The following is a 17,090-nucleotide window of genomic DNA, read 5'->3' on the forward strand; positions in this document are numbered from 1 at the left end:
ATGGAGCACCAGGCACCAGCCGCCGTACACGCGGCAGGCATCGTCAAGCGCTTCGGTCCGACCGTGGCGCTCGACGGTGTACGCCTCACCGTCACGCCCGGCGAGTCGCACGCGCTGGTCGGGCGCAACGGAGCGGGCAAGTCCACGCTGGTCAGCGTCCTCACCGGGTTGCACAGACCGGACGCGGGCGAGGTGAGCTTCAACGGCGAGCCGGCGCCGGCCTTCGGGGACATGGCGGCCTGGCAGTCCAAGGTCGCCTGCGTCTACCAGAAGTCGATGGTCGTCCCTGATCTGACCGTCGCCGAGAACCTCTTTCTGAATCGCTTCGACGCCGGTAGCCGCTTCATCAGCTGGCGGCAGCTGCGGCGGCGCGCCGAGGAGCTCCTCGCCGGATACGGAGTGAGCGTCGACCCCAGGACCAGGGCGAAGGATCTCGCCGTCGAGCAACGCCAGTTCGTGGAAATCGCCCGCGCCCTCTCCTTCGGCGCGCGGCTGATCGTCCTCGACGAACCGACCGCGCAGCTCGACGCCCGCGGAATCCAGCGGCTCTTCACCAAACTGCGCGAACTGCAGAGCGGGGGAGTGGCGTTCCTTTTCATCTCCCACCATCTGCAGGAGGTGTACGAACTGTGCACCGCCGTCACCGTCTACCGCGACGCCCGCCACGTCATCACCGCCCCGGTCGCGGAACTCTCCAAGGACGACCTGGTCACGGCCATGACGGGCGAGTCCACCGGCGGCCCGTCGACGTGGCACGCGCCCGTCGGCGCGGTCCGGGGCGAGGAGCCGGTACTGCGTACCGAAGGCCTCACCGTGGAGGGCGAGTTCGAGCCGCTCGACCTGGAGGTGCGGCCCGGCGAGGTGCTGGGTCTTGCCGGGGCCGCCGCCAGCGGCAACACCACCCTCGGTGAAACCCTGGTCGGTATGCGCAGGGCGAGCGCGGGACGGATCACCGTACGCGGCCGGGCCGTGAAGCCGGGCAGCGTCCCGCACGCGCTCGACGCCGGTATCGGCTACATCCCAGAGGACCGCCACCTCCAAGGGCTGGTCATCGGCCGCAGCGTCGCCGAGAACGCCACGCTCACCGTCACCGACCAGCTCGGCCCCTGGGGGACCGTACTGCCGTCTCGTACAAGGGAATTCGCCCAGTCCATGATCTCTTCGCTCGACATCAAGACGCAGGGACCGGAGCAGCCCGTCTCCGGCCTCTCGGGCGGCAATCAGCAGAAGGTCGTGGTCGCCCGCGCCCTGGCCCGTAGACCCAGCGCGCTGGTGGCGGTCCGGCCCACCGCGGGCGTCGATGTGAAGTCCAAGGACTCGCTGCTCTCAGTCGTACGACGGGTGGCGGACGAGGGCAGCGCGGCCGTGATCATCTCGGACGAGCTGGACGATCTGCGGGTGTGTGACCGGGTGCTCGCCCTCTTCCACGGGCGGGTGGTCGCGACGTTCGGCAGTGGGTGGACCGACCGCGAACTGGTCGCCGCCATGGAAGGTGTGGGGGAGCAGGAATGACCGGGACGATACGGCCGCTCACGGCCGACGAGCTCAAGACCGCGAGCCCGCGCAGCCGGCTGCGGCTGATCCGGTGGAGCGACTTCTCGCTGGTGCCGGTGATTCTGGTGCTGATGGTGATCGGTTTCATCGTCTCGCCGGTCTTCCTCACCTCGAACAACCTGATCAGCGTGGTCCAGCAGTCTTCCGAGCTCAGCCTGCTGGTCCTCGGCCAGGCGCTGATCCTGATCTGCGGCCGGATGGATCTGTCGCTGGAGTCGACGATCGGCATCGCGCCGGTCATCGCCATGTGGCTGGTCCTGCCGACGGAGGGCGGGCGCTTCGCGGGCCTGGAGCTGTTGCCGGTCTGGACGGCGATCCCGCTCTGTCTGCTGGTCGGTACGGCGATCGGCGCGATCAACGGCTTTCTGATGCTGAAGCTGCGTGTCAACGGCTTCATCGCCACGCTCGGCATGCTCACCATGCTGCGTGGCCTTCACATCGGCATCACCGGGGGCAAGTCGATCACCGATGTCCCCGAGTCCTTCAGGTACTTGGGCAAGACCGACTGGCTCGGCGCGCCGGCCGCCGTGTGGATCTGTCTGGCACTCTTCGCTATGGGCGGCGCGGCACTGGCGTATCTGCGCCACGGGCGCGCGCTGTACGCGATCGGCGGCAACCCGGAGGCGGCCCGGGCGGCCGGTATCCGCGTCGACCGGATCACCTGGATCGTGCTGGCCGTCGGCGGCCTGCTCGCCGCTTTCGCCGGCATCCTCTACACCGGCCACTACGGCTCGGTCGCGGCCACCCAGGGCAACGGCTGGATCTTCCAGGTGTTCGCCGCGGCCGTGATCGGCGGGATCAGCCTCAAGGGCGGCCGCGGCACGCTCTTCGGCGCGCTGACCGGTGTGCTGACGCTCCAGCTGGTCGTCAATGTGATGACGCTGGGCGGAGTGCCGGCGCTGTGGAACCAGTTCCTGAACGGAGCGATCATCATTGTCGCGCTGGTGATCTCCCGCTTCGCGAGCGGGGAGAAGCAGGACTGACGGGGCGGGGGCGGGGCCGCTGCGCGGACTTGTCCCCGCACAGATAGCCCCCCCCGGCGATTGAGGCGCGGGGTTCGGGGCGGAGCCCCCGCTACAGCGTTGACCTCAGCCACTGCTCCACGCTCGCGATATGCACCGTCGCCCACGACTTCGCCGCCTCCGCGTCGCGGTCGCGGAGCGCCGACAGGATCGCCCGGTGCTCGTGGAGCGTACGGCTGACCGCGTCCTCCTGCGTCAGCCCGCGCCAGACCCTCGCCCGGGTGGTCGGCCCGGAGAGCCCGTCCAGCAGTGAGCAGAGCACCGAATTGCCCGAGGTCTGGACGATGCCGCGGTGGAATTCCAGGTCGGCTGCGACCAGTTCCTCCACCGAGGGCTGCGGGCCGAGCGCGTCCAGCTGGGCGCTCAGTACGTCCAGTTCGCTCTCGCTGATCCGGGTGGTGGCCATCGCCGTGGCGGCCGGTTCCAGGATGCGGCGTACGGCCAGGAACTCCAGCACCGTGTCGTCCCGGTGGAAGTCCACGACGAAGCTCAGCGCCTCCAGCAGCAACTGCGGGTCCAGGCTGGTCACATAGGTGCCGTCACCCTGCCGTACATCCAGGATGCGGATCAGCGACAGCGCGCGTACCGCCTCCCGCAGTGAGTTGCGGGACAGCCCCAGCTCGGCGGCCAGTTCGCTCTCCTTGGGGAGGCGGTCGCCGGGGCGCAGCGCGCCCGAGACGATCATTCCCTTGATCTTCTCGATGGCCTCGTCGGTGACAGCCATGGGCGACCTCCAGACATCCGATGTATCGGCACCCATTATGCGTCCCAGAGGGTGGTCGGAGCCTCCTTCCGCACGATCGGGGCGATCTCCTCGGAAAATCGATGCAGGGTTTCCATCTGTTCCACCCCATCGAGCCCGAAACCGTCCACCGTGATCGACTGCAGATCATGCCGGTACACCTGGTGGTAGCCGAGGATCTTGTCGATGATCTGCTGCGGGCTGCCGATCAGCTGCGGCCCGTCCGCGATCGCGTCCTCGATGGTGCGGAACGGGGTGTTGTAGCCCGCTCTGCCCTCCAGATGCGGCTTGAAGTTCCGCCGCACCCACGCCTCGTACACCTCCTTGTAGCGAGTCACCGCCTGCTCCGCCGTGTCCCCGATGAGCAGACCGCCCGAGCCGGCCGCCACATGGGCACGGGCCGGGTCATGGCCGTACGCGACGAAGCGCTCGCGGTAGTGGTCGATCAGCTTCGCGTACGCCTCACGCGGCTGAACGGCGTTGGCGGTGAAGAGCGGATCACCGTGCTTGGCGGCCAGCTCCGGGGAGTTGAGGCTGGTGGCGGAGCCGTGCCAGATGCGCGGCGGCCCGGCGTACGGACGCGGCACCGTGGTCACCCGATGCAGAGGCGGCCGGAACTCCCCCTCCCAGTCCACGCCTTCCTCGGTCCAGAGTCTGCGCAGCAGCTCGTACTTCTCCTTCTGGAGGTCCCACTGGCGCGCCTCGTCGAGACCGAAGAGATCGAAGTGCCCGGCCTCCGCGCCCTTGCCGACGACCAGTTCGATCCGGCCACGTGAGATCTGGTCGAGGGTCGCGAAGTCCTCGGCGACCCGCACCGGATCGAGGATCGCGACCACGGTGACGCCCGTCAGCAGCTTGATCCTGCTGGTCCGGGCGGCCAGCGCGCCCAGCACCGCCGTGGGACTCGACGAGAGGAACGCGCCCGCGTGACGCTCACCGATCGAGTACGCGTCGAAGCCGAGCCGCTCGGCAGCCTCGCCGACCGCGAGGACCTCCTCGAACCGGTCCGCGGGGGAGAGCTGCTCATGTGTCAGCGGATGCGGAGCGTGATTGATGAGAGAGAGCACTTGAAACTTCATGCTTCAACTGTCCCTGGGGGATGTTGCGGCACTGTGGCGGCCGTATGGCGTGGGTGGCCGTATGGCATGGGTGGCCGTATGGCATGGGCGGCCGTATGGCATGGGTAAGGGGCGACCTCCCTGGAGGTCGCCCCTTACCCATGCCAGACAAGTGCCGTGCTGTTAGGCCTTGTCGATCAGCAGCTTGTCGACCTTGCCGCGGATCTCGTCCGTCGCCAGACCGCGGATCGTCAGCGTCGTACGGCGACGCAGCACATCGTCCGCCGTCTCGGCCCACTCGTGGTCACGCGCGTACACGACCTGCGCCCAGATCTCCGGCGCGTCCGGGTGGATGCGCTCGGCGAGCGCCGGGTTCTCGTTGGCCAGGCGCGCGATGTCGAAGGACAGCGAACCGTAGTGGGTGGCGAGGTGACGGGCCGTGTCGGCCGCCATCCGTGGGCCCGGCGTGCCGCCGTCGACGAGCAGCCGGTGGGCGACCGCGTTCGGGTTGGCTATCCCGGGCAGCGGGAGCTTCTTCGGCAGATGCGCGATCGGCTCCATGTCCTCGCCCAGCGGCTGCCCGGGCAGGGCGGCCAGCTTGTTCATCACCGTACGGCCGATGTGACGGAAGGTCGTCCACTTGCCGCCGGCCACCGACAGCATGCCGCCGCGGCCCTCGGTGACGACCGTCTCGCGCTTGGCCTTCGAGGTGTCGCCGGGACCCCCCGGCAGCACCCGCAGGCCCGCGAAGGAGTACGTGATCAGATCGCGCGACAGCTGCTGGTCCCGGATGGAGAACGCGGCCTCGTCCAGGATCTGCGCGGTGTCCTTCTCGTTGACCGCGACATCCGCCGGGTCGCCCTCGTACACCTCGTCCGTCGTACCGAGCAGCAGCATGTCCTCCCAGGGGAGGGCGAAGGTGATGCGGTACTTGTCGATCGGGGTCGCCAGCGCGGCCTTCCACGGCGAGGTCCGCTTGAGCACCAGGTGCGCGCCCTTGGAGAGACGGATGGACGGAGCCGCGTCCGGGTTCTCCATCCGGCGCAGGTGGTCGACCCACGGACCGGTGGCGTTGAGCACCAGACGGGCGGTGACACCGAACTCGGTACCGTCCAGACGGTCCTTGAGCTCCGCGCCCGTGACCCGCCCCTTGGTGAAGCGCAGCCCGGTGACCTCGGCGTGGTTGAGAACGGTGGCGCCCGACTCGACGGCCGCACGCACCGTCATCAGCGCCATCCGGGAGTCGTTCATCTGGTCGTCGCCGTACACGGCAACGGCCTTCAGGCCCTCCGTGCGCAGCTCGGGAACATCACGCTGCGCCTTGTTCGCGCTGATGACATGGCCGACGCCGTCACCGAACGCCGAAAGCGCGGAGTAGGCGAAGACGCCCGCGCCGAGCTTCGCCGCGCCGTGCGGTCCGCCCTTGTAGACCGGCAGATAGAAGGTGAGTGGATTGGCCAGGTGCGGGGCCACCTGACGGGAGACCGCGCGCCGCTCGAAGTGGTTCTCCGCGACCAGCTTCACCGCGCCGGTCTGCAGATAGCGCAGACCGCCGTGGAGAAGCTTGGAGGAGGCGGAGGAGGTGGCGCCGGCGAAGTCGCCGGCGTCCACCAGAGCCACCCGCAGCCCGGACTGCGCCGCATGCCAGGCGGTGGAGATGCCCAGGATGCCGCCGCCGATCACCAGGAGGTCGTATGTCGCCTTGGAAAGCTGCTCCCGAGTCTCGGCGCGGCTCGGAAGGGAGCCGGAGGCCGGGTGCGTCCCCAGGGCAGGGACGCTCTGCAGGGTGGTCATCTCGATTTACTCCTCGTCAGCGTCGTCTTCGAGCCAGCCCATGGTCCGCTCGACGGCCTTGAGCCAGCTCTTGTACTCGCGGTCCCGTTGGTCCGCATCCATGTGGGGGGTCCACTCGGCGGCCCGGCGCCAGTTGGCGCGCAGCGCGTCGGTGTCCGGCCAGTAGCCGACGGCAAGACCGGCGGCGTAGGCAGCACCGAGGCAGGTCGTCTCGGCGACCATCGGGCGCACCACCGGTGCGTCCAGGAAGTCCGAGAGGGTCTGCATCAGCAGGTTGTTGGAGGTCATGCCGCCGTCGACCTTGAGCGAGGTCAGCTCGACGCCGGAGTCCTTGGTCATGGCGTCACTGATCTCGCGGGTCTGCCAGGCGGTGGCCTCGAGAACGGCGCGGGCGATGTGCGCCTTGGTGACATAGCGGGTCAGGCCGGCGATCACACCGCGGGCGTCGGGACGCCAGTACGGCGCGAAGAGCCCGGAGAAGGCCGGTACGAAGTACGCGCCGCCGTTGTCCTCGACGGAGGAGGCCAGCGTCTCGATCTCGGCCGCGGAGTTGATCAGGCCCATCTGGTCGCGCATCCACTGCACCAGCGAACCGGTGACGGCGATGGAACCCTCGAGGGCGTACACCGGTGCCTGGTCGCCGATCCGGTAGCCGACGGTCGTCAACAGGCCGTTGTACGAGTTGACGGGCTCGTGACCGGTGTTCATCAGCATGAAGGTGCCGGTGCCGTACGTCGACTTGGCCTCACCCTCGGAGAAACAGGTCTGGCCGAACAGGGCCGCCTGCTGGTCACCGAGCGCCGAGGCGACCGGCACACCGGCGAGGGCGCCGCTCTTGGCGGTCCCGTACACCTCGGCGGAGGAACGGATCTCCGGCAGCACCGCGGCCGGGACCTCCATCGACTGGAGGATCTTCTCGTCCCAGTCGAGGGTGTGCAGGTTCATCAGCATGGTGCGCGAGGCGTTGGTGACGTCGGTGACGTGCACGCCGCCGTTGACGCCGCCGGTCAGGTTCCAGATGACCCAGGAGTCCATGGTGCCGAAGAGGATCTCGCCGCGCTCGGCGCGCTCGCGCAGGCCCTCGACGTTGTCCAGCAGCCAGCGGATCTTCGGGCCGGCGAAGTACGAGGCCAGGGGCAGGCCCGTCTCGCGGCGGAAGCGGTCCTGGCCGACGTTGCGGCCGAGCTCCTTGCAGAGAGCGTCGGTACGGGTGTCCTGCCAGACCAGGGCGTTGTGCACCGGCTCACCGGTGTTCTTGTCCCAGAGGACGGTGGTCTCGCGCTGGTTGGTGATGCCGATGGCCTTGACGTCGGCGGCGGTGATGCCCGCCTTCGCGACCGCGCTGTCGACGACCTCCTGGACATTGGTCCAGATCTCGGCGGCGTTGTGCTCCACCCAGCCCGGCTTCGGGAAGATCTGCTCGTGCTCCTTCTGGTCGACCGAGACGATCCGGCCATCAGTGTCGAAGACGATGCAGCGGCTGGAGGTGGTGCCCTGGTCGATGGCCGCGATGAACGGGCCGGTGGTGTGTGTGTCGGTCACGGATTGCTCCTGCGAGGTCAGAGGGTCGGCTTAGGCGAACGCGAGGTTGTAGATACCCGCTGCGAGGGCGCCGCCGATCAGCGGGCCGACGATCGGGATCCAGGCGTAGCCCCAGTCCGAGCCGCCCTTGTTGGGGAGCGGCAGCAGCGCGTGCACTATGCGCGGGCCCAGGTCGCGGGCCGGGTTGATGGCGTAGCCCGTCGGACCGCCGAGCGAGAGGCCGATGCCGACGACGACGAACGCGGTGATCAGTGCACCGATGACGCCGAGACCCTTGCCGCTGGCATTGAGGCCCTGGGTCAGGACCGCAAGCACGAGCACCGTGGTGCCGATGATCTCGGTGGCCAGGTTCTGCCACACGACCCGGACCTCGGGGCCGGTGGAGAAGACGCCGAGTACCGGTCCGGCCTTCGGTGCGGCCTCCTCGCTGACCAGGCCTTCCTCGTGCGGCGCCGCGGAGATGATCTCCGGGTCCGTGAGGTGGGCGTGGAACTGTCCGTAGTACGCGATCCAGACCAGAGTGGCACCGATCATGGCGCCGAGCAGCTGTCCGGCGAGGTAGACCGGAACATTGCTCCAGTCCCCGTCCTTGATCGCGATGCCGACGGTGACCGCAGGGTTGAGGTGGGCGCCGGAAAGAGTGCCCGTCATGTAGACCGCGGTCATGACCGCGAATCCCCACCCGAAGGTGATCGCCAGCCAGCCGGCGTTCTGCGCCTTCGAGCGCTTGAGTACGACGGCGGCGACCACGCCACCACCGAGCAGGATGAGTACGGCGGTACCAATGATCTCGCCGATGAAGATGTCGGAGTTGGACACCCGCGACTCCTTTGTCCTTCGTCCAGGGAAAGCGAACCCCGGGTCCCTCCGGTGGTCCGCGCCCTCAGGTGAGGGCGTTTGCCGGCCCTGGCGTTGTCACACCCTAGCGCGTATTGCCGGTAGGTGTTCGACAATGCCGACCGATGAACGGCAGTTTTGCCCCCGTGTTAACACGACGTCAAGGGTTGTGTTGCCGGAAACCCGATCGTTACCGACGGGGTGCCGAACGGGGCCGAAGCGCCGCTCAGAATCGCTGGGCGCCCAGATCCCTGGAGACCGCGCGGGCACAGTCCCGTACCGCCGCGACCAGCTCGGACCTCAGCTCCCCGGCATCGCAGATCCGCTCGACGGCGCCCGTGATGGCCACCGCGCCCACCGGCATACGGCGACGGTCGGTGATGGGCGCGGCCAGCGAGGCGACGCCCTCCCAGGTCTCTTCCACGTCGGCGGCCCAGCCGCGCGCCCGCGCGTGGTCGAGCATCGACTCGAAGTCCGCCAGGCCCGTGACCGTGCGCGGGGTGAAGGCCTTGCGCTCGACCTCCATCACCTCGCTGTGCGCCACCGGGTCGTACGCCGAGAGCACCTTTCCGAGCGCGGTGGAGTGCAGCGGCTGCATGGCCCCCACCTCCAGGACCTGACGGCTGTCGTCCGGCCGGAAGACGTGGTGGATGATCAGCACGCCGTGCTGGTGCAGCACCCCGAGGTGCACGCTCTCACCGCTGGAGCGCGCCAGGTCGTCCGTCCAGACCAGGGCGCGGGCGCGCAGCTCGTGCACGTCCAGATAGCTGTTGCCGAGCCGTAGGAGCTCCGCCCCCAGCTGGTAGCGGCCGGACGCCGGGTCCTGCTCGACGAATCCCTCGGCCTGGAGCGTGCGCAGAATGCCGTGGGCGGTGCCCTTGGCCAGATCCAGCGACGAGGCGATGTCGGACAGGCCCAGTCGGCGTTCTCCGCCGGCCAGTAGTCGTAGCATCGCCGCCGCTCGCTCGAGCGACTGGATGTTCTTCGGCATCGGTCGGCCCTTCTCCACATGCAGTTCGACAATGCCGAACACTATCGCTCGATGTCGACCTTGGTCACCGCCTTGGAAACAGCACGACCGAGAAACACATCACGGACGCCCGGAGACACGACGCCGTCCGCCTCGTGGGACGCCCAGGCCCGTCGGCGGCCGCCCGGCTACTCTGGCTCCGTGCGCCTTCCACCGGAAGACGCAAAGCCGACAGCCGTCGCATCCCAGGGAGCACATCCATGGCCTCGTTGCCGACCCCCTCCGCTGACAGCCGGACCCGAATCGACGCCCTCCGTGAGGCGCTCGCCACTCGTGTGGTGGTGGCTGATGGTGCGATGGGCACGATGTTGCAGGCGCAGGATCCGACGCTTGAGGACTTCGAGAATCTCGAGGGGTGTAACGAGGTCCTCAATGTGACGCGGCCGGACATTGTCCGGTCGGTGCATGAGGAGTATTTCGCGGTCGGTGTGGACTGTGTGGAGACCAATACCTTCGGTGCGAACCTGGCGGCGCTGGGGGAGTACGACATTCCCGGGCGGGTCTTCGAGCTGTCGGAGTCCGGGGCGCGGATCGCGCGTGAGGTGGCGGACGAGTTCACGGCGTCGACGGGGCAGCAGCGGTGGGTGCTGGGCTCGATGGGTCCGGGTACGAAGCTGCCGACGCTGGGGCACGCTCCGTATGTGAAGCTGCGGGACGCGTACCAGCAGAACGCGGAGGGCATGATCGCCGGTGGTGCGGACGCGCTGCTGGTGGAGACGACGCAGGACCTGCTGCAGACGAAGGCCGCGATCCTGGGTGCCCGTCGGGCGCTGGAGGCGACCGGCACGCATCTTCCGGTGATCTGCTCGGTGACGGTGGAGACGACCGGGACGATGCTGCTGGGTTCGGAGATCGGTGCGGCGCTGACGGCGCTGGAGCCCCTCGGTATCGACATGATCGGTCTGAACTGCGCGACGGGTCCGGCGGAGATGAGTGAGCATCTGCGCTATCTGGCCCGGCATTCGCGGGTTCCGCTCTCGTGCATGCCCAATGCTGGGCTGCCGGTGCTGGGCAGGAACGGTGCGCACTATCCGCTGTCGGCGGGTGAGCTGGCGGATGCGCAGGAGACGTTTGTGCGTGAGTACGGTCTGTCGCTGGTGGGGGGGTGCTGCGGGACGACGCCGGAGCATTTGCGTCAGGTGGTGGAGCGGGTGCGTGGTCTTGTTCCGACGGTGCGGGAGCCGCGTCCGGAGCCGGGTGCGGCGTCGTTGTACCAGACGGTGGCGTTCCGTCAGGACACCTCGTACATGGCGATCGGTGAGCGGACGAACGCCAATGGCAGCAGGAAGTTCCGTGAGGCGATGCTGGAGGGCCGCTGGGACGACTGTGTGGAGATTGCGCGGGATCAGATCCGTGAGGGCGCGCACATGCTGGATCTGTGTGTGGATTATGTCGGGCGGGACGGTGCGGCGGACATGGAGGAGCTGGCCGGCCGGTTCGCGACCGCGTCGACGCTGCCGATTGTGCTGGATTCCACCGAACTGAACGTGCTGCGGGCGGGGTTGGAGAAGCTGGGTGGCCGGGCGGTCATCAACTCGGTCAATTATGAGGATGGTGACGGTCCGGAGTCGCGGTTTGCGAAGGTCACTGCGCTGGCGCGGGAGCACGGTGCCGCGTTGATCGCGCTGACCATCGATGAGGAGGGTCAGGCCCGTTCGGTCGAGCACAAGGTCGCGATCGCGGAGCGGCTGATTGCTGATCTGACGGGCAACTGGGGTGTGCATGAGTGCGACATTCTCATCGACACGCTGACGTTCACGATCTGCACGGGGCAGGAGGAGTCCCGTAAGGACGGGGTGGCCACGATCGGGGCTATTCGTGAGCTGAAGCGGCGTCATCCGGCGGTGCAGACGACGCTGGGTCTGTCGAACATCTCCTTCGGGCTGAACCCGGCGGCCCGGGTGGTGCTGAACTCGGTGTTCCTGGACGAGTGTGTGAAGGCGGGTCTGGATTCGGCGATTGTGCATGCGTCGAAGATTCTGCCGATCGCGCGGCTGAAGGAGGAGGAGGTCCGGGTCGCGCTGGATCTGATCTACGACCGGCGGGCCGAGGGCTATGACCCCCTGCAGAAGCTCATGGAGCTGTTCGAGGGCGTCAATATGAAGTCGATGAAGGCGGGCAAGGCGCAGGAGCTGCTTGCCCTGCCGCTGGGGGAGCGCCTGGAGCGCCGTATCGTCGACGGTGAGAAGAACGGTCTGGAGGCGGATCTGGATGAGGCTCTGCAGTCCCGTCCGGCGCTGGACATCGTCAACGACACGCTGCTGGAGGGCATGAAGGTTGTCGGTGAGCTGTTCGGTTCCGGTCAGATGCAGCTGCCGTTCGTGCTCCAGTCGGCCGAGGTGATGAAGAACGCGGTGGCGTATCTGGAGCCGCACATGGAGAAGACCGACGCGGACGGCAAGGGCACGATCGTGCTGGCCACCGTCCGTGGTGACGTGCATGACATCGGCAAGAACCTCGTCGACATCATCCTCTCCAACAACGGCTACAACGTGGTGAATTTGGGCATCAAGCAGCCCGTCTCGGCGATCCTGGAGGCCGCGGAGGAACACCGGGCGGACGTCATCGGAATGTCCGGGCTGCTGGTCAAATCCACGGTGATCATGAAGGAGAACCTGGAGGAGCTCAACCAGCGCAAAATGGCCGCCGACTACCCCGTCATCCTCGGCGGCGCCGCCCTGACCCGCGCCTACGTCGAACAGGACCTCCACGAAATCTACGAAGGCGAAGTCCGCTACGCCCGCGACGCGTTCGAGGGCCTGCGGCTGATGGACGCCCTCATCGGCGTCAAGCGCGGCGTCCCCGGAGCCTCCCTCCCCGAACTCAAGCAACGCCGGGTCAGGGCCACCACGAACGCGGTGGTCGAGGAGCGTCCCGAGGAGGGCGCGGCCCGCTCCGATGTGGCCATCGACAACCCGGTCCCCGAGCCGCCGTTCTGGGGCACGCGGGTGATCAAGGGCATCCAGCTGAAGGAGTACGCCTCCTGGCTGGACGAAGGCGCGCTCTTCAAGGGCCAGTGGGGGCTGAAGCAGGCCCGCACCGGCGACGGCCCGACCTACGACGAGCTCGTCGAGTCCGAGGGCCGCCCCCGGCTGCGCGGCTGGCTGGACCAGCTGCACACCCGCAACCTGCTGGAGGCGGCCGTGGTCTACGGCTACTTCCCCTGCGTGTCGAAGGGCGACGACCTCATCCTCCTGAACGAGGACGGCTCCGAGCGGACCCGCTTCTCCTTCCCGCGTCAGCGCCGCGGCCGCCGGCTGTGCCTGGCGGACTTCTTCCGCCCCGAGGAGTCCGGCGAGACCGACGTGGTCGGCCTCCAGGTCGTCACCGTCGGCTCGAAGATCGGCGAGGCGACCGCCGAGCTCTTCGCGTCCGACTCCTACCGCGACTACCTCGAACTCCACGGCCTGTCCGTCCAGCTCGCCGAAGCCCTCGCCGAGTACTGGCACGCCCGCGTCCGTGCGGAGCTCGGCTTCGCGGGCGAGGACCCGGCCGATGTGGAAGACATGTTCGCGCTGAAGTACCGGGGCGCCCGTTTCTCGCTCGGCTACGGCGCCTGCCCCGATCTGGAGGACCGCGCGAAGATCGCGGCCCTGCTGGAGCCCGAGCGGATCGGTGTCCAGCTGTCCGAGGAATTCCAGCTCCACCCGGAACAGTCCACCGACGCCATCGTCATCCACCACCCCGAAGCGAAGTACTTCAACGCACGTTAGTCGGCAGAGTCGTACACTGGTCGGTCCAGTGCAGGCCGGTCGCCTTCCCAGCTGGGAGGGCGACCGGCCTTCTCGTCCCTAGTGGAGGTGTGCCGGATGACCAGTACGGTCCCCGCGTCCTTGACCCGTTCGGCCGAAGGCTCTGCCCTTCAGGCCGTCTTTCTCGACATGGACGGCACCCTCGTGGACACCGAAGGCTTCTGGTGGGACGCGGAGGTGGATGTCTTCGCCGATCTCGGCCATCGACTCGACGAGGCGTGGAAGGACGTGGTGGTCGGTGGTCCGATGACGCGCAGCGCCGGGTATCTCATCGAGGCCACCGGCGCGGACATCACGCTCGCCGAGCTGACCGTGCTGCTCAATGACCGCTTCGAGGACCGCATCAGTCGCGGTGTGCCGCTGATGCCCGGTGCCGCCCGGCTGCTCGCCGAGCTCGCCAGGCACAATGTGCCCACCGCGCTGGTCTCCGCCTCCCACCGCCGCATCATCGACCGGATCCTTGCCTCGCTCGGCCCCCAGCACTTCGCGCTCTCCGTCGCGGGTGACGAGGTGGCGCGTACGAAGCCGCACCCCGATCCCTATCTGCTCGCCGCCCAGGGGCTGGGCGCCGAGCCGGCGAGATGCGCCGTCATCGAGGACACGGCGACGGGTGTGGCGGCCGCCGAGGCTGCGGGCTGCCGAGTGGTGGCCGTGCCGTCCGTGGCGCCGATCGCGCCCGCTGACGGCCGGGTGGTCGTACGCTCGCTCGAAGAAGTCGACCTTGTCTTTCTGCGGACTCTCATCACCACAATGAACTGATGCGTGTACTGTCCGTGTTTCTTGAATACACGGGAAACTCTCGGCACCGGATCGCTCATTTTCCGTGACATGAGCAACTGCTTTCCGGCGTCCCGTAAGGGGTTTCGCTGCGTGACATTCGTCACGCTCAGTGGCATTGAAGGGATAGGTCCAGACCGTTCCGTGCCCGTCCGGGGCGGGTCGGTCCCGCCGTTCTGTCCGTATTGATGGAGTGGTGTACGAATCATTCCGTGGCGCGATCATCCACTCACAGGCACAACTGATCACTGAGCGAATACGCTCCAACTCAGGCGCGGTCAAGCTTTCCTGGCGTTGCCGACTAATCTCATCGCGAGAACTTCGCCGCATCATCGATGTGCCCCGGCGGCCATCAAGCCGACGCGAACACAGAACTGATCGTTCTGTTCCCCGGCCCGATCGCACCGCCCCGAACGGGCGGTCGCGGCGGAGTGTCCCGTAAGCATCGCTGTATCCCAGTGCCGGATGAGGGAGTACGTCCAGGATGAACCGTAAGACTTTGGTGCTGCCGGCCGTGGTCGGCCTGCTCGCGCCCGTGCTCGTCGCCTGCGGCGGGACGGACGGCGGGTCCGGCGGCGGTGGTGCCATTGTCGTGGGCACCACGGACCAGTTCACCGCCACCGCGGACGCGCCCGCGCCCCTCGACCCGGCCTACGCGTACGACACCGGCGCCTGGAACGTGCTCCGGCAGACCATCCAGACGCTGATGCACGCGCCGCGCGGCGGCGGCGAGCCGGTGCCCGACGCCGCCCAGTCCTGCTCCTTCACGGACAACGCGAGCGAGAGCTACCGCTGCAAGCTGCGCAGCGGGCTGCAGTTCGCCGACGGCACCCCCATCACCGCCGACGATGTGAAGTTCTCCATCGAGCGTGTGCGGGACATCGACGCCGACAACGGTACGGCCGCCCTCCTCGCGAACATCGACACCATCGAGGCCAACGGCGACGAGGTGGCCTTCCACCTCGCCACGCCGGACGCGACCTTCCCGTACAAGCTCTCGACGCCGGCCGCCGGCATCGTCAGCAAGAAGAACTACGAGGGCAAGAAGCTCCGCGACGGCTTCCAGGTGGACGGCTCCGGCCCGTACACCATGAAGACGGAGACCAAGGGCGAGAACATCTCCAGGGTCGTCTTCACCAAGAACCCCAAGTACCAGGGCGACCTCAAGCTCCTCAACGACAAGGTCGAGCTGCGGTCGTTCCCGGACGCCGCCTCCATGGGCAAGGTGCTGGAGGACGGGGACATCGACGTCATGACCCGCGCGATGTCGCCCGAGCAGATCAAGGATCTGTCCGAGAACCCGAAGAAGGGCATCGAGCTCACCGAGATGCCGGGTCTGGAGATCCGCTACCTCGGCTTCAACACCAACGATCCGTCGGTGAAGAACAAGGCGGTCCGGCAGGCCATGGCGGCGGTCGTCGACCGCGGTCACATCGCCGGCGAGGTGTACGGCTCCACCGCGGAGCCGCTCTACTCGCTCATCCCGACGAGCATCGCCGCGCACACCAACTCCTTCTACAACAAGTACGGCGAGCCGAGCCGCAGCAAGGCCGCGGAGATCCTCAGCGCCGCCAACATCACCACGCCGGTGAAGCTGAAGCTCCACTACACGACCGACCACTACGGTGCCGGTACGGCCAAGGAGTTCGAGGCGCTCAAGAACCAGCTGAACGCCACCAAGCTCTTCGACGTCACCGTCGAGGGCGCCGAGTGGTCGAAGTTCCGGCCCGCCCAGAAGCACGGTGACTACGCGGTTTACGGACTCGGCTGGTTCCCCGACTTCCCGGACCCCGACAACTACATCGCCCCGTTCCTGGACAAGGGCAACTTCCTCAACACCCCGTACGTGAGCACCGTGGTCCGCGACCTCATCCCGCAGTCGCGGCGCTCCGCGGACCGCACCGCCGCGTCCAAGGCCTTCACTCAGATGCAGGACATCGTCGCGAACGACGTCCCGGTGCTGCCGCTGTGGCAGGGCAAGCAGTACGTCGCCGCCCGCGTCGGTGTCACCGGCGTCGAGCGGGTGCTCAACTCCAGCTCCGACCTGCAGCTCTGGGAGCTGGGTCGCGGCAGCGCATGACCCCCGCGGTATCCGGATAGACAAGCGGGGGGGGGGGGCGGCCCCCCCCCCCGGGGGGCATTAGCGGGGGGGGGACAGGGGCGCCGGGCGCCCCCCACCCCCGAGGGTACCGGCGACCCCGGTGGGGGGGCGGCCCCCCCCCCCCCCCCCGGGTTACCCGTATTCCCCCCGGGGGGGGGCCCCCCCCCCCCCCGCCGCTTGCTCTTTTCCCGGGTGACCTACTGCGCGCCGGGACGCACCAGACCGCTTTCGTACGCGTACACCGCGGCCTGTACGCGGTCGCGCAGGCTCAGCTTCGTCAGGACATGGCCCACATGCGTCTTGACGGTGGTCTCGCTGACGAAGAGGTCCGCGGCGATCTCGGCGTTGGACAGGCCCCGCGCGACGAGCTTGAGCACCTCCATCTCACGCTCGGTCAGCGTGTTCAGCGTGTTGGGGACCGGCTCGTCGCCGGACGGCAGATGGTCCGCGTACTTGTCGAGCAGCCTGCGGGTGATGCTCGGCGCCAGCATCGCCTCGCCCGCCGCGACCACCCGGATCGCCTGCACCAGCTCATCGGCGGGCGCGTCCTTCAGCAGGAAGCCGCTCGCGCCGGCGCGCAGCGCCTCCACCACATATTCGTCGAGGTCGAAGGTGGTCAGCACCAGCACCTTGGCCGGACCGTCCCGGCCGGGCCCGGTGATCTGCCGGGTCGCCTCGACCCCGTCCATCCGCGGCATCCGGATGTCCATCAGCACCACATCGGGCTGCAGCGCCCGCACCTGGTCCAGAGCCTGGAGGCCGTCCCCGGCCTCGCCGACGACCGCGATGTCCTGCTCCGCCTCCAGGATCATCCGGAAGCCGGTACGCAGCAGCGGTTGGTCGTCGACCAGTAGGACGCGGATAGCCACGGGTACTCCTTC

The 17,090-nt window shown here is 68.1% G+C and carries 12 protein-coding genes; 5 read left to right on the plus strand and 7 right to left on the minus strand.

The genetic code is table 11. The annotated features are described in order from the left end of the window. Window positions 1-1,512: a sugar ABC transporter ATP-binding protein gene (locus tag AB0D12_RS09780; RefSeq protein ID WP_362678956.1), complete on the plus strand. Its 1,512-nt coding sequence runs from the start codon at window positions 1-3 to the stop codon at window positions 1,510-1,512. Beyond that, window positions 1,509-2,537 carry an ABC transporter permease gene (locus AB0D12_RS09785; protein WP_362678959.1) on the plus strand — a complete coding sequence of 343 codons (1,029 nt, stop codon included), beginning with the start codon at window positions 1,509-1,511 and terminating at the stop codon, window positions 2,535-2,537. The genes AB0D12_RS09780 and AB0D12_RS09785 overlap by 4 nt, the downstream gene beginning before the upstream one ends. Window positions 2,538-2,628: 91 nt before the next feature. Here AB0D12_RS09785 and AB0D12_RS09790 read toward each other — a convergent pair whose 3' ends face one another. The 6 genes from AB0D12_RS09790 to AB0D12_RS09815 all read right to left on the minus strand — a co-directional run bounded on the left by AB0D12_RS09790 (window position 2,629) and on the right by AB0D12_RS09815 (window position 9,540). Further along, on the minus strand, window positions 2,629-3,300 hold the full coding sequence (locus AB0D12_RS09790) for a FadR/GntR family transcriptional regulator (RefSeq protein ID WP_362678962.1): 672 nt from the start codon (window positions 3,298-3,300) through the stop codon (window positions 2,629-2,631). 35 nt (window positions 3,301-3,335) lie between these two features. Further along, the gene (locus tag AB0D12_RS09795) at window positions 3,336-4,397 is read right to left on the minus strand and encodes an LLM class flavin-dependent oxidoreductase (protein ID WP_362678965.1); all 1,062 of its coding nucleotides are present in this window, start codon (window positions 4,395-4,397) and stop codon (window positions 3,336-3,338) included. Window positions 4,398-4,559: 162 nt separating this feature from the next. Continuing rightward, window positions 4,560-6,170 carry a glycerol-3-phosphate dehydrogenase/oxidase gene (locus tag AB0D12_RS09800; RefSeq protein ID WP_362678968.1) on the minus strand — a complete coding sequence of 537 codons (1,611 nt, stop codon included), beginning with the start codon at window positions 6,168-6,170 and terminating at the stop codon, window positions 4,560-4,562. Window positions 6,171-6,176: 6 nt separating this feature from the next. Continuing rightward, window positions 6,177-7,712, minus strand: a complete 1,536-nt coding sequence (glpK, locus tag AB0D12_RS09805; protein WP_362678971.1) for a glycerol kinase GlpK — start codon at window positions 7,710-7,712, stop codon at window positions 6,177-6,179. A gap of 30 nt (window positions 7,713-7,742) precedes the next feature. Further along, entirely contained in the window at window positions 7,743-8,531 is a 789-nt protein-coding gene (locus AB0D12_RS09810; protein WP_362678974.1) for an MIP/aquaporin family protein, read from the minus strand. A gap of 244 nt (window positions 8,532-8,775) precedes the next feature. Next, entirely contained in the window at window positions 8,776-9,540 is a 765-nt protein-coding gene (locus AB0D12_RS09815) for an IclR family transcriptional regulator (RefSeq protein ID WP_326655127.1), read from the minus strand. Between the two features lie 239 nt (window positions 9,541-9,779). On the opposite strand from AB0D12_RS09815, the gene metH reads away from it, so the two are divergent. From metH to AB0D12_RS09830, 3 genes are all read left to right on the plus strand, one after another. Next, on the plus strand, window positions 9,780-13,292 hold the full coding sequence (gene metH / locus AB0D12_RS09820; RefSeq protein ID WP_362678976.1) for a methionine synthase: 3,513 nt from the start codon (window positions 9,780-9,782) through the stop codon (window positions 13,290-13,292). A gap of 96 nt (window positions 13,293-13,388) precedes the next feature. Further along, window positions 13,389-14,090, plus strand: coding sequence for an HAD family phosphatase (locus AB0D12_RS09825; protein ID WP_362678979.1), 702 nt, complete (start codon window positions 13,389-13,391; stop codon window positions 14,088-14,090). A 502-nt stretch (window positions 14,091-14,592) separates the two neighbouring features. Beyond that, the gene (locus AB0D12_RS09830; protein ID WP_362678982.1) at window positions 14,593-16,188 is read left to right on the plus strand and encodes an ABC transporter substrate-binding protein; all 1,596 of its coding nucleotides are present in this window, start codon (window positions 14,593-14,595) and stop codon (window positions 16,186-16,188) included. Between the two features lie 218 nt (window positions 16,189-16,406). Here AB0D12_RS09830 and AB0D12_RS09835 read toward each other — a convergent pair whose 3' ends face one another. Further along, entirely contained in the window at window positions 16,407-17,078 is a 672-nt protein-coding gene (locus AB0D12_RS09835) for a response regulator transcription factor (RefSeq protein WP_362678985.1), read from the minus strand. Window positions 17,079-17,090: the final 12 nt, after the last annotated feature.

Source organism: Streptomyces sp. NPDC048479, from assembly GCF_040651435.1.
Lineage (GTDB): Bacteria > Actinomycetota > Actinomycetes > Streptomycetales > Streptomycetaceae > Streptomyces.